The sequence below is a fragment of the Variovorax sp. J31P207 genome, assembly GCF_030316965.1.
Classification (GTDB): Bacteria; Pseudomonadota; Gammaproteobacteria; order Burkholderiales; family Burkholderiaceae_C; genus Variovorax; species Variovorax ginsengisoli_B.
Map to the genome: position 1 here is coordinate 336,257 of NZ_JASZYN010000004.1, position 13,343 is coordinate 349,599.

Below are 13,343 nucleotides of genomic sequence, written 5' to 3' on the forward strand. Positions count from 1 at the left end.
CGAGTCCTACAGGGGGCGATGACGGCCGACTACACGCAGTGGCCGGCGCCACGCGCACAGTGGAGACGTCTTCAACAAAGAGGAGTTTCCACCGTGAATTCCATCATCTACATCGTCGGTCTGGTCGTGGTCGTGGTCGCAGTGCTCTCGTTCTTCGGCCTGCGCTGATCCCGCCCGTTTCCTCTTTTTCCGCCCTCCAGCGGGGGTTCACGGGGTCGCTTGCGGCCCCGTTTTTCGTGGGCCGGCGGCGCGGCATCGACGGGCATAATTTCGCGCTCCACCCCGGTGCGCCGGCACCGATCCCCGTTGTGAAGGAAGCCGTTGAATTCCGTTGCGCCCCCCTCTTCGTTCCAGGACGCCGCCGTCACCGAGGCCGTCAAGCTGATCGAGGAAACGGGGCCGCTCGAGGATGCACAGGCGGTGCGGCAGGCGATGGCGCTTCATGGCGACGCGGCGGCCCGCATCGCCGAGCGTGCGCGGCTGCTGGGGCAGCGCATCGGGCTGCAGGCCGAGCTGGGCCGCGCTCGCGCCTGGGCGCCGTGGGTGCTGCTGGCGCTGGTGGCGCTGATCGTCACCGCCGGTCTGACGCTCGCGGGCAACGTGCTCGGAGGCGGCCAGCGGCAGATCAACGTCGTGGTGGCGCTGACCAGCCTGCTGGGCCTGCACCTGGTCACCCTGCTGCTGTGGCTGGCCGGGCTGGTGCTGCCGCTCGGCGCTTTCCAGGCCTCATTCGGATGGCTCTGGCTGAGCCTCACGGCCCGCGTGGCCGGTGGCCGGAGCGGCCAGGCGCCGGTGCTGCTGCGGGCGACCACCCGGCTGCTGGCGCGCGCCCGGCTGCTGCCATGGGCACTGGGGCTGGCGAGCCATGCGATCTGGACGCTGTCGTTCGCCGTGGTGCTGGCGGCGCTGCTGTTCGCGCTGGCCTTCCGCAACTACACGCTGAGCTGGGAAACGACCATCCTCGAACCCGACTTCTTCGTACGCAGCGTCCAATGGCTCGGGCGCGCGCCGGCCTGGCTGGGCTTTCCGGTGCCTGATGCACAAGCCGTGCTGTCGCCGCTCGCGGCGGCCTCGGGCCAGCGGGCCTGGGCCTTGTGGCTCACCGGCTGCATCGTGGTCTATGGGCTGCTGCCGCGCCTGGGGCTGGCGCTGCTGAGCGCCGCGGTCTGTGCCCTGCGCAGGCAGGCGCTGGAGCCCGATCTGTCGGAACCCTATTTCCAGCGGCTGCTGGCGCGCTTCGACGCCCTCGCCCCGCGGCAGATCGTCGATGCCGACCCGGGCCGGGTCGCCCACGGCAGGCCCGCGCACCTGTCGGCCAGCGACACCGCCGACACCCTGGTCGCGATCGGATTCGAACTGCCGCCGGAGCAGGATTGGCCTCCGGTCTCGCTCGACATCGCCGCCCGCACACTGCGCATCGACGGCAGCGCGGCGCAACGGCGCGAGCTGCTCGACATGCTGGCGCACATCCGCCCGCGCCGCGTCGTGATCGGCTGCCGGGCCGCCGCCAGCCCGGACCGCGGCACCGAGCGCTTCCTGCGCGAGGTGATGGCCCTGTGCGGCGAATGCCGGCTGTGGCTGCTCGGCGCGCCGGACGACGCCGCGGCCCGCGCGCGCTGGCAGGCCTGGCTGGCCGATGCCGGCCTCGACGCGCTCGGCGCCGCTGAAGCCCCGGAGGCCGTGATGCACGGCTGGGCATGACGGAGCCGATCCGCATCGCCGTGGTCGGCCATGCCAATGCCGGCAAGACCTCGCTGCTGCGCACGCTGACGCGGCGCGTGAATTTCGGCGAGGTGTCCGAGCGCCCCGGCACCACGCGCCATGTCGAGGCGGTCGACCTGCGGGTCGACGGCGCCGCGGCCGTCCGCTTCCTCGACACGCCGGGGCTGGAGGACGGGGTGGCGCTGCGCGAGCACATCGACGGCCTCGACAAGGCGGCCACGCCGCCCGAGCGGATCCGCCAGTTCCTGCGAGGCCCGGAGGCGCATGGCGTGTTCGAGCAGGAGGCGAAGGTGCTGCGTGCCCTGCTCGAGGTCGACGCCGCCTTCCTCGTGATCGACGCCCGCGAACCGGTGCTGCCCAAGTTCCGCGCCGAGATCGAATTGCTCGCTGCCTGTGCGCGGCCGGTGCTGCCGGTGCTGAATTTCGTGCGCGATGCGGCCAGCCGCGAAGCGGCCTGGAAAGAGCTGCTGTCCGCCTACGGGCTGCACGTGGTGGTGCGCTTCGACGCGGCGGCGCCCTTCGTGGGCGCCGAGCGCGAGCTCTATCGCGACCTCGCGACCCTGCTGCGCGACCGGCGCGCAGCACTCGACCGGGTGGCCGAATGCCTCGAGGCGGAAGCCGCCCAGCGCCGCCGGGCGGCCGGGACGCGCATCGCCGATCTGCTGGTCGATGCCGCATCGATGCGGCGGACGGCGTCGGCCGACGACTTCGCCGACCCGCCGACCCGCCAGCGCCTCGTCGGCGAACTGCAGAAGTCCGTGTTCGACAAGGCGCAGCGCTGCGCCGACGACCTGCTGGCGCTCCATGGCTTTCGCGAAGGCGACGCCGACGAAGCCGCCCTGCCCTTGCTCGAAGGCCGCTGGGCCATGGATTTCTTCCATCCCGAGGCGCTCAAGGACGCCGGCATCCTGCTCGGCAAGGGGGTGGCCGTGGGCGCCGCCGTCGGCGTTGTGGCCGACCTGGCGCTCGCCGGCCTGTCGCTCGGCGCCGGCGCGGCGCTGGGCGGCGCAATCGGCGGCGCGGTCTCGCAGGGCCTGGGACCGCTGGGCCGCAAGCTGGTCAACAAGCTGCGCGACGTCCATGAACTGACGGTCGAGGACCGGGTGCTGTTCGTGCTGGCGGCCTGGCAACTCGAACTGCTGCGCGCGCTCGAGTCGCGCGGCCACGCCGCGGTGGACCGCATCGCAAGCAGCCCCGGCGAGCCGGCGGCGGCGGCCCGGCGCGCGCTGGCCGACCTGGTGCGCGCGGCACAGCCGGCGCGCAGCCACCCGGAATGGGAAACCGGCAGTCGCCTGCGCTGGCGCGAGGCGCCGCAACGGCAGGCGCTGGTGGCCGCGGTCGCGCGGCAGGTCCCGGACGCGATCACGGCCCTGGCCGGTCCTTGAGCCGGCCGGCCCCACGCCCTCGGGGCGATCCGGATTGCGGCATCATCCCGGCCATGGAAAACACCTCTCCCCGCCCGCTCGCGATCATCAAGGTGGGTGAAACCTTCGACGCCTTGCGTGACCGGCGCGGCGACTTCGAACACTGGATGGCCGACGGCCTCGGCAACACCCGGCTGCCGGTCGTGGTGCTCGACCCGCGCCGCGGCGACACGCTGCCCTCGCCCGACCAGATTTCGGGCGCCATCGTCTCCGGCTCGCATGCCATGGTCTCCCATCGCGCGCCCTGGAGCGAAGCCACCGGCCGCTGGCTCGCTCAACTGGTCGCTCACGGCACGCCGGTGCTCGGCATCTGTTTCGGCCATCAACTGCTGGCCGATGCGCTTGGCGGCGAGGCCGGCGACCACCCGGGCGGCATGGAGATCGGCACCGTCGAGGTCGAACTCCGGCCCGAGGCCGCCGACGATGCCCTCATGGGCGGCCTGCCCGCGCGCTTCGAGGCCCATGTGGTGCATCGGCAGAGCGCGCTGCAACTGCCCGAAGGCGCGGTCCTCCTCGCGGGCAATGCCTTCGAGCCGACGCAGGCCTTCCGGATCGGCGACCAGGCCTGGGGCCTGCAGTTCCATCCCGAATTCGATGCCGAGATCATGCGCGGCTATGTCGACCACCTGGGCGACGACCTGCGCGGCCAGGGCCTCGATCCGGCGGCACTGCGCGACCGGGTGGCGCCTACCGCGCTCGCGGCCGGGCTGCTCGGCCGGTTCGCCCGCATCGCCGAGGCGCACGACGCCTTGGCGACAGCGACCGCGGGTTAGCACGCTTCGCAGGGCCCGGCCCCCACCCTGTAATCGACGGCTCGTTTCCACTCCCGAGCCTCGAACATGAATCACAGGAAGAGTCCGCTGCCCGCCCCGGGCGCGGTGGCCCTCGCACTGGCCGCGCTGCTGGCCGGCTGCGCCAGCACACCGGCCCCCGGCACCCGCAGCGTGACGATCGAACGCACCACCTTCGGCATCGCCCACGTCACGGCGCCCGACTACGAAGGCATCGCCTACGGCGTCGGCTACGCCCATGCGCAGGACAACGTCTGCCAGACCGCCGAGCATCTGCTGACGGTGCGCGGCGAGCGTTCGCAGTTCCTCGGCGCCGACGGCATGGGCGAGCTCGGCCTGGGCCGGGCCAAGAACGCCCAGATCGATCTCTTCGTGCGCGCCCACATGGACGACGCCGCCCTCGCGCGGGCCGCCGCCGACCTCAAGCCCGACGTGCGCGACTCGCTGCGCGGCTATGTGGCCGGCTACAACCGCTATCTGCAGGACGTGGGCCCGAACGGCCTGCCCGAAGCCTGCCGCGGCAAGCCCTGGGTGCGCCCGATGACGCAGGCCGACCTGGCGCGCACCACCGAGATGTCGATGATCCAGGGCGGCATCGGCGCCCTGGCAGCCGCCGTGCTCGCCGCCGAGCCGCCGGCCGCCGGCAGCAAGACCTCGGCCGCTGCGGTCGACCTGCCACAGGCGGTGGCCGAAATCGCACGCCACAGCTTCAATGCCAATCCCGAAGGCGGCGAGTTCGGCTCCAACGGCTGGGCCTTCGGCCGCAACGCCACGCCGGACGGCCGCGGGCTGCTGCTCGGCAATCCGCACTTTCCGTGGACCGGCACCAACCGCTTCTGGGAACTGCACCTGACGATCCCCGGCAAGCTCGACGTGATGGGCGCCACCGGCGGCTTGAGCCCGGTGGTGTCGATCGGCTTCAACAAGGACGTGGCCTGGACCCACACGGTGTCGACCGGCAAGCGCTTCACGCTGTACGAGCTGAAGCTCGATCCGGCCGACCCGACGGTCTACATCGTCGACGGCCAGCGCAGGAAGATGAGCGCCAGGACGATCGTCCTCCCCGCGGCCGCCGCGCCAGGCGGCACGCCGGCGCAGAAGACCTTCTACAGCACCGAATGGGGCCCGGTCATCTCGATGCCGCGGGCCGGGCTCGACTGGACCGCCACCAAGGCCTACGCGATCCGCGACGTGAACACGCTCAACACCCGCTCGGCCCAGAGCTGGATGCAGATGGCGCTGGCGCGCAACGTGGCCGAGCTGCGCACCGCGATGGGGAACCAGGGCATGCCGTGGATCAACACCATCGCCGCCGACCGCGACGGCAACGCGATGTACGCCGACCTGTCGGTGGTGCCCGACGTCTCGGCCGAGCTGCTCAAGTCCTGCGCCCCGTCGCCGGCCGCCGCGGCGCTGCTCGGCGCCGCCGGCCTGCCGGTGCTCGATGGCTCGCGCTCGGCCTGCGCCTGGAACCGCGACGGCGCGGCCGCCCAGCCCGGCGCGATCCCGCCGGCGCGCATGCCGGTGGTCGTCACGCCCGACTGGGTCCAGAACAGCAACGACAGCTTCTGGCTCAGCAACCCGCGCATCGCGGCGCCGGCCGGCATCTCGCCGCTGGTCGGCTTCACCGGCACCGCGCAGCGGCTGCGCACCCGCAGCGGCATCATGGAGATCGAAGGCCGGCTTGCCGGCAGCGACGGCCTGCCCGGCAACAAGATGGGCGGCACCGAACTGCGCAGCGTGATCTTCCGCGACAAGAACCTGGCCGGCATGCTGGTGATGGACGACCTCGCGGCGGCCTGCGGCGCCAACGCCGCCGCCCTGGCCCCCGACCAGGCGCTCGGCTGCCGCGTGCTGGCCGGCTGGGACCGCACCAGCAACAGCGCCTCCAAGGGGGCGCCGCTGTTCCGCGAGTTCTGGCGCAAGGCAAAGGACCTGCCGAAGGTCTGGCGCGTCCCCTTCGATCCGGCGCGCCCGGTGGTCACGCCGGCCGGCCTCGACATGGCCACGCCGGCCACCCGCGACGCGGTCTTCAAGGCGCTCGGCGATGCGGTCGGCATCGTGCGCGTCGCCGGCTTCGCGGCCGACGTGCCGCTGGCCGAGGTACAGGCGCGCGTGGTGCGCGGCCAGAAGATCGCCATCCCGGGCGGCGACGAGTTCGAAGGCGTGCTCAACAAGGTCGAGAGCCAGGGCCAGCCCACCATCGATCCAAAGGGCTACAACGTCAACTACGGCAGCAGCTACATCCAGACCGTCGGCTTCGACGAGCGCGGCCCGGTGGCGCAAGGCCTGCTGACCTACGGCCAGAGCAGCGACCCGGCCTCGCCGCGCTCATACGACCAACTGCCGCTGTTCTCGGCCAAGAAATGGCACCCGCTGCCCTTCCACCGCGCCGACATCGAGGCCCAGCGCGAAGGCGCGCCCTTGCAGCTCGCCTATTGAGCTGCCCCGCGGAGCCGGCTCGGCATCAGAATGCGACTACACGCCCCGGCTCGCGGTTGAGCTATGGTGCAGTCGCATTTCTCCATGGAACCCAGCATGTCCACTTCAGCCCCCGCGCCGGCCCGCAAGCATTTCTCGATGATTCGCGGCTTCCATCTCGCCGATGCGTTCACGCTCGGCAACGCGGCCTGCGGCGTCGGCGCCATCTTCCTGGCCATGGCCTTCATGCGCAGCCAGTCGCTGGCGCACTTTCTCTGGGCCGCCGCGCTGGCGCCCGCGGCCTTCGTCTTCGATGTCTTCGACGGCCGCATCGCGCGCTGGCGCCAGACCCACTCGGCGCTGGGCCGCGAACTCGACTCGCTGGCCGACGTGATCTCCTTCGGCGTGCTGCCGGCGACCCTCGCCTTCGCGGCCGGGCTCGATGGCGGCTGGGACTGCGTGCTGCTGATCTATTTCGTCTGCTGCGGCGTGAGCCGCCTGGCGCGCTACAACGTCACGGCCGAAGCGCTCTCCGAGGGCGCGGACAAGGTCAAGTACTTCGAGGGCACGCCGATCCCGACCAGCGTGGTGCTGGTCGGCCTGCTCGCCCTGGCGGCCTGGCAGGGCCGCATCGGCGACGCCGTCTGGGGCGGCGCCTGGTCGATGGGGCCCTGGGTGCTGCATCCGCTGGCCTTGTTGTTCGGACTCTCGGGCACCTTGATGATCAGCAAGACCTTGCACATCCCGAAGCTGTGACACCACGATGACGGCCGACCACCGGCCCGCGGTTCCAACCTGCCTAGAATGGCCGCACCGTCACCGTCCGAAACGCGCCGTGTCACTTTCAGCCTCACGCGTCCTGTTCGCCTTCGTTCTCGGCCTGCTCGTCACCGGCTGCGCCAGTCTGCCCGGCAAGGTCGAACGGTCCGAGTCGCACGCCCTTGTCAACACGGCCGACACCCGGCTGGCCAAGGCCTTCGGACCTGCGGTGGCGGCCCATCCGAATCAATCCGGCATCCGCGCGCTGCAGTCGGCCGAGGACGCCTTCGCGGCCCGCATCCTGCTGGCCCGCCATGCCGACCGCAGCCTCGACCTGCAGTACTACATCTGGCGCAACGACACCACCGGCAAGCTCATGTGGCAGGCGCTGTGGGACGCGGCCGAACGCGGCGTGCGCGTCCGCGTGCTGCTCGACGACGCCAACACCGGCGGGCTCGACCCGATGCTGGCGGCGCTCGACGCCCATCCCAACATCGAGCTCCGGCTCTTCAATCCGTTCGCGAACCGGGGCCTGCGGGTCGGCGACTTCGCCCTCGACTTCTCGCGCGTCAACCGGCGCATGCACAACAAGTCCTTCACCGCCGACAACCAGCTCACGATCGTCGGCGGCCGCAATATCGGCGACGAGTATTTCGGCGCCAACATGGAAGTCGGCTTCCAGGACCTCGACGTGGTGGCGGTCGGCCCGGTGGTGCGCGAAGTCTCGACCGCCTTCGACCTGTTCTGGAACAGCGCCTCGGCCTATCCCGCCGCCAGTTTGTTGGCGCCGCCGGGCCCGGGCGCGCAGGCCGACCTGAAGGCCGGCTGGGACCAGGTCCACCACGACCCCGAGGCCACGCGCTACCTCGACGCCGTGCGCCAGACGCCGCTGCTGCATGACATCAACGACGGCCGCCTGGCGCTCGACTGGACCACCGCCCGCGTGATCCACGACGACCCGGCCAAGGTGCTCGAATCGACCGACCGCAGCGACCTCCAGATGATGCCTCTGCTGGTCGAGGCCTTCGGCCAGCCCCGGCGCGAACTGGACCTGGTCTCGCCCTACTTCGTGCCCGGCAAGGACGGTACCGCGGCGCTGGTGAGGATGGCCGGCTCGGGCATCCAGGTGCGCGTGCTGACCAACTCGCTGGCGGCGACCGACGTCAGCGCGGTCCACGCCGGCTACGCCAAGTACCGCAAGCAACTGCTCGAGGGCGGGGTCCGGGTCTACGAGCTGAAGCCCGGCGACGCCGTGCCGCCGCCCGAGAAAGACAAGGGCAAGGACGGCGAACGCGGCGGCGGCCTCCCGGGCAGCGGCAGCCGCGGCAGTTCGGCGTCCAGCCTGCACGCCAAGACCTTCGGGATCGACCGCGAACGCATCTTCGTCGGCTCCTTCAACCTCGACCCGCGATCGGCCCGGCTCAACACCGAGATGGGCGTGATCATCGACAGCCGCCACCTGTCCGGCCAGCTGGCCCAGCAGTTCGACACCGTGATCCCGGCCAAGGCCTTCGAGGTGCGGATGCAGGCGGACGGCCATGGCATGGAATGGATCGAGCAGAGTCCGCAGGGCGAGATGCGCTACACCACCGAACCCGGCGCCGGCGCGCTCAAGCGGAGCTGGATCAATGTCCTCGAAGTGCTGCCGATCGAATGGCTGCTGTAACTCCTCTCCACCCGGAACCCACCCGATGAATCCCGGCCTGCTCCAACTCGCCACCCTGGCCGCGGCGCATCCGCTCGCGCCGGCCTGCGACCACTTCTATTTCCTGCGCCACGGCCAGACCGAATGCAATGCGCGGCGCATCTTCCAGGCCGCCGACGAGCCGCTCAGCGCGCTCGGCCTGCAGCAGGCGGCGCGCGCCGCCGAGTTGCTGGCCGGCGAGCCGATCCGCAGCATCGTGAGCAGCAATGTGCATCGGGCACTGACCACGGCGCAGGCGGTGTCGGCGCCGCACGGCATCGCGCCCTGGGTGCACGAGGGCCTGCGCGAGCGCCACTTCGGCGAGCTGATCGGCACCTCGTCCGCGAACATCGACTGGGCTTGCGCGCCCGCGGGCGGCGAGACCCTGCCCGAGTTCGTGGCCCGCAAGCGGGTCGCCCTCGACCAGGCACTGGCGCAACCGGCACCGGTGCTGATCGTGGCGCACGGCGGCTCGCTCTACGTGCTGGCGGCGCTGCTCGGCGTGCCGGTCGACATGGGACTGCTCGGCAACGCGCAGCCGCTGCGCTTCGAACGCGACGGCGCCGGCTGGCGCGTCAAGTCGCTGCTGCAGCAGGTCGACGGCGGCGCCGCCATCGCCTGACAACCCTTCGCGGAACCGCCATGGACTTCAAGGACTACTACAAGACGCTCGGCCTCGAGCGCGGGGCCTCGGAAGACGAGGTGCGCAAGGCCTATCGCAAGCTGGCGCGCAAGTACCACCCCGACGTCAGCAAGGAAGCCGACGCCGACCAGCGGATGCGCGAGATCAACGAGGCCAACGACGTGCTGCGCGACAAGGAGAAGCGCGCCGCCTACGACCAGCTGGCCGACCATGTCGCGCGCGGCGGCAGTCCGGACGGCAGCTTCAGGCCGCCGCCGAACTGGGACGAGGGCTTCGAGTTCCACCGGGGCGCCAACCAGGGGCCGGCCGACCATGCCGACTTCAGCGAGTTCTTCTCGTCGGTGTTCGGCGCCGCCGAACGGCGCGGTGCCGAACGCCGCAACTACCGCGCCCGCGGCGAGGACCATCACGCGGCCATCGAGATCGCGCTGGAAGACGCGCTCAACGGTGCCGAGCGCGAGATCACGCTGCGCTCGCAGGAGCTCGACGCCCAGGGCCGGCCCGAGTTCAAGACCCGGACGCTTTCCGTGAAGATCCCGCCCGGCGTGCATCCGGGCCAGTACATCCGGCTGGCGGGCCAGGGCATGCCGGGCCACGGCGGCGAGCCGGCCGGCGACCTGTACCTCGAGGTGCGCATCGCGCCGCATCCGCTGTACCGGGTCGAGGACCGCGATCTCTACATGACCTTGCCGATCACGCCGACCGAAGGCGCGCTCGGCGCGCAGGTCAAGGTGCCGACGCCGGGCGGCGGCGTGGTCGAGGTCACGGTGCCGCCCAAGGCGCGCAACGGACTCAAGTTGCGCCTCAAGGAACGCGGCCTGCCGGGCAAGCCGCCGGGCCACCTGTATCTGCTGCTCGAGATCGCACTGCCGCCGGCCGACACCGACGCCGCGCGCAAGGCCTACGAGGAGCTCGCCCAGGCCGCGCCATTCGATCCGCGGCGCCATCTCGGAGTGTGACGACCATGACTTCCTCCGTCTCCATCACGACCACCACCCTGAGCGCCTCGCACCCCCTGGCCGCCAGCGAACTCGCGCATGCCTGCGGCGCGCAGCTCGACTGGGTGGTCCAGCTGGTCGAGGTCGGCATCATCGAATCGCGCACGGCAGCCGAACTGCCGGACGACTGGCGTTTCCATGGCAGCGACCTGCAATGCGCGCTGGAGGCCCGACGGCTGGAGCGCGACTTCGGCGTCGGGCTCGACGCGGCCGCCCTGATCCTCGACCTCGAGCACGAGGTGCGGCGGCTGAAAGGCGTGCTGCGGGCGCAGGGGCTGGGGCGCGAGATCTGATGATCCTGCCGCCGGCACCTACTGCATCGTCTTCAGGTTCCCGATCCGCACCAGCATCTCGGTGAACATCTGCATGTCGGCGTCGAGGTCGGCCAGTTCCTTGTATTCCTTGGCGTTGTGCGCCGTGTACTTCTTGCCGGGCATCGCCGGGCCGAAGTTGATGGCATTGGGCATCAGCCTGGCAGTGGTGCTGCCCGCGGTCGGCACCGGCTTGGCTTCGAGGCCCGTGGTGTCGCCGAAGATGTTCAGCAAGGTCGACAGCCAGGCGCCCTTCGGGTCGCGCGCCATCCAGTCGACCTGCACATAGTCGATCTCGACCCGGGCCTGGCTCGCCGCGGCCCACTCGTCGACCTTGGCCTTCAGCGTGGCGGTGAGCTGCTCGGGCGAGCTGCCGCGCGGCATCCGCACATTGGTGGTCACTTCGAGCTTGCCGTCCTTTTCGCGGATCAGGTTGGGCGACAAGGTCAGCGGCCCCATGAAGTCGTCCTGGTAGCCGACGCCCATCTTCTCGCCGAGATAGCCGGTGCCATAGAGGTCGATCAGGTACCTGACGGCCTTGGTGTAGTGGTTGCCCGCGGTCACCACGCCGGACTCCTGCAGGAAGAGCGCGAGCCGCGGCAGCGGGTTGACGCCCTCCTCCGGCCGCGAGCCGTGCGCCGACACGCCCGTGACCTTGACCTCGATGCTGTCCGCGCCCTTGGCGATGTCGATGCCGAACTTGCCGCCCTGCCCCTCGTACTTGCGGATGAAGGGGCCCTTGACGAATTCGAGCCGGGCCGCCACCTGCGCCAGGTCGCCACCCTTCAGCGTGGCGGTCGCCGTCTGCGGCACCGCATTGGCCGACGAGGCGCCCGCCATCGCAGTGATGGCGGTGCGCACGGCGCTGCTGCCGTCCGCCTCCTCGACCGGGAAGTAGACCTTGAGCGCACCCGGGCCCTTCTCGGCGACCACGGCCGGGTACTTGCTGTCGAGCACGATGTTGTAGTCGGGCAGCGGCGTCTTCGCGCGGTAGTACTTCATGCCGTCGCCACCGGACTCCTCGGTGGTCTCGATCATCAGGCGGATCGTGCGGGCCAGCGGCAGGCCGCTTTCCTTCACTGCCTTCATCGCGTACAGCACCGCCGCGATCGAGCCCTTGTCGTCGATCGTGCCGCGCCCGTAGAGCGTGCCGCCCACGCGCGTCATCTTGAAGGGATCGAGCCGCGTGCCATCGTCGAGCACCCACTCGTCGGCCACCACGGGCACGACGTCGGCGTGGGTCAGGATGCCGAACTCGTCGGCACCCCGGCCCGGCAGCTTGACCTCGAAGATCCGGTTGTCGACGTTGCGGTATTGCAGTCCGAAGTCCTTGGCCATGCGTTCGACCAGGCGACCGAACTCGATGATCTGCGGGCTCTCGTGCGGCGGCACCTTGTCGTCGCGCACCGTCGGGATCGCGACCATCGCCTCGAGCGACGACAGCACCGCCTTCTGGTTGTGGAGGCGGTTGTAGAGCCCCAGCAGGCGGGCGACCTGGACCAGGTCATCGCCGGCGAGCGGCCGCCTGGCCTCGTAGGCCGCAATGGCCGGCTTGAGCTTGGGATCGGCCTTGGCGGCCTGCGCCAGGAAGGCGCGGAAGCTGGCCGAAGGCGCCGCCTGCTGGGCCGCGGCGAGGCGGTCGAGCTCGGGCTTCTTGAGGGTGTCGGCGGCAACACCCGGGGCGGCGATGGCCAGCGCGAGGCTCACCGGAAAAATGGATAAAGTGAATCGATGCATGGTGAGGGTCCGGCCTGGGAACTTGGGCAGAGGCATGCAAGTCTACGACCGGGATAAAGTAGGCGGCGGCTGGCAGACACCACGACGCCCAGGCCGAAAAATGCACGTTTGCGTCCCGATGCCCAAGGAGTCCCGATGCCGGTGATCTGCGCCGCCTGCCAGACCGAGAACCGCGATGCCGCGAAGTTCTGCCACGGCTGCGCCCGCAAGCTGCCCGGCTTTGCCGCCACCGGGCCTTCTTTGCTGGATGGCCTGCGCTCGAAGCGGCCGGCCGCCGCTGCCGCGGCGCATCCGGCCGGCCTCGCCGGGCAGAACGCGCCGCGCGAATTCTGGCTCGGGCTGGGTGCGCTCATGCTCGCGGTGGCGATCGGATTCGGCGGCTGGTTCGGCTACGTGACGCGCAAGGTGCCCGGACCCGCGAGCCGCTCGGCGCCGGTGGCGGTCGCGCCGCGAGCACCCGCGCAGGCCGCCGCAGCGCCCAGACCGCCGGAGCCGATGCCGCAGTCGGTGCCGCTCGGCTCGTCGCTGAGCGCCGGCGAAGCGGAAGTGACCGACAAGCCGCTCGTGCCGCCACCCGCCGTCGCCGCAGCGCCCACGCCGCCGCCCGCCACGCCGGCGGCGGTCGAACGCCGGCCGGCGCCGGCCGCACCCGCGCGCGCGGCCGCACTCGACCCACGGCAGGGCTGCCAGAACCTCAACTTCTTCTCCGCCGCCCGCTGCGAAGCCGCGCATTGCGACCAGCCCGCCTACACCCGCCATCCGCGCTGCAATGAAGTGCGGGCGGACCGGCGCCGCGACGAGGCGCGGCGCAATCCGATGCTCGGGACCTGAGGCGGCGGCGTCGGATCTGGCC

At 71.1% G+C, this 13,343-nt stretch carries 12 protein-coding genes; 11 read left to right on the forward strand and 1 reads right to left on the reverse strand.

What is annotated here, in order from left to right; all coding sequences use genetic code 11:
• The first annotated feature begins 18 nt into the window (after positions 1-18).
• The 10 genes from QTI68_RS16195 (at position 19) to QTI68_RS16240 (ending at position 10,735) form a co-directional block, all read left to right on the forward strand.
• Positions 19-168, forward strand: a complete 150-nt coding sequence (locus tag QTI68_RS16195) for a hypothetical protein (RefSeq protein WP_286522677.1) — start codon at positions 19-21, stop codon at positions 166-168.
• A gap of 153 nt (positions 169-321) precedes the next feature.
• Positions 322-1,701 (forward strand): DUF2868 domain-containing protein, encoded by a 1,380-nt coding sequence (locus tag QTI68_RS16200; protein WP_286522678.1) that lies wholly within the window; start codon positions 322-324, stop codon positions 1,699-1,701.
• Positions 1,698-3,107, forward strand: a complete 1,410-nt coding sequence (locus QTI68_RS16205) for a GTPase/DUF3482 domain-containing protein (RefSeq protein WP_286522679.1) — start codon at positions 1,698-1,700, stop codon at positions 3,105-3,107. The genes QTI68_RS16200 and QTI68_RS16205 overlap by 4 nt, the downstream gene beginning before the upstream one ends.
• A gap of 53 nt (positions 3,108-3,160) precedes the next feature.
• A complete protein-coding gene (locus tag QTI68_RS16210; protein WP_286522681.1) occupies positions 3,161-3,919 on the forward strand; it encodes a glutamine amidotransferase in 759 nt (252 codons plus the stop codon).
• Positions 3,920-3,985: 66 nt separating this feature from the next.
• Positions 3,986-6,379, forward strand: a complete 2,394-nt coding sequence (locus QTI68_RS16215) for a penicillin acylase family protein (protein WP_286522682.1) — start codon at positions 3,986-3,988, stop codon at positions 6,377-6,379.
• Between the two features lie 96 nt (positions 6,380-6,475).
• Positions 6,476-7,114, forward strand: coding sequence for a CDP-alcohol phosphatidyltransferase family protein (locus QTI68_RS16220; RefSeq protein ID WP_286522684.1), 639 nt, complete (start codon positions 6,476-6,478; stop codon positions 7,112-7,114).
• A gap of 7 nt (positions 7,115-7,121) precedes the next feature.
• Positions 7,122-8,783 (forward strand): phospholipase D family protein, encoded by a 1,662-nt coding sequence (locus QTI68_RS16225; protein ID WP_503011689.1) that lies wholly within the window; start codon positions 7,122-7,124, stop codon positions 8,781-8,783.
• A 25-nt stretch (positions 8,784-8,808) separates the two neighbouring features.
• Positions 8,809-9,423, forward strand: coding sequence for a histidine phosphatase family protein (locus QTI68_RS16230; RefSeq protein WP_286522687.1), 615 nt, complete (start codon positions 8,809-8,811; stop codon positions 9,421-9,423).
• A 20-nt stretch (positions 9,424-9,443) separates the two neighbouring features.
• Positions 9,444-10,403 carry a DnaJ C-terminal domain-containing protein gene (locus QTI68_RS16235; protein WP_286522689.1) on the forward strand — a complete coding sequence of 320 codons (960 nt, stop codon included), beginning with the start codon at positions 9,444-9,446 and terminating at the stop codon, positions 10,401-10,403.
• Between the two features lie 5 nt (positions 10,404-10,408).
• The gene (locus tag QTI68_RS16240; protein ID WP_286522691.1) at positions 10,409-10,735 is read left to right on the forward strand and encodes a chaperone modulator CbpM; all 327 of its coding nucleotides are present in this window, start codon (positions 10,409-10,411) and stop codon (positions 10,733-10,735) included.
• Between the two features lie 18 nt (positions 10,736-10,753).
• On the opposite strand, the gene QTI68_RS16245 is transcribed toward QTI68_RS16240, so the two are convergent.
• On the reverse strand, positions 10,754-12,490 hold the full coding sequence (locus QTI68_RS16245) for a dipeptidase (protein WP_286522692.1): 1,737 nt from the start codon (positions 12,488-12,490) through the stop codon (positions 10,754-10,756).
• A gap of 135 nt (positions 12,491-12,625) precedes the next feature.
• Here QTI68_RS16245 and QTI68_RS16250 point away from each other — a divergent pair, with 135 nt between their 5' ends.
• The gene (locus QTI68_RS16250; RefSeq protein WP_286522694.1) at positions 12,626-13,321 is read left to right on the forward strand and encodes a hypothetical protein; all 696 of its coding nucleotides are present in this window, start codon (positions 12,626-12,628) and stop codon (positions 13,319-13,321) included.
• Positions 13,322-13,343 lie beyond the last annotated feature (22 nt).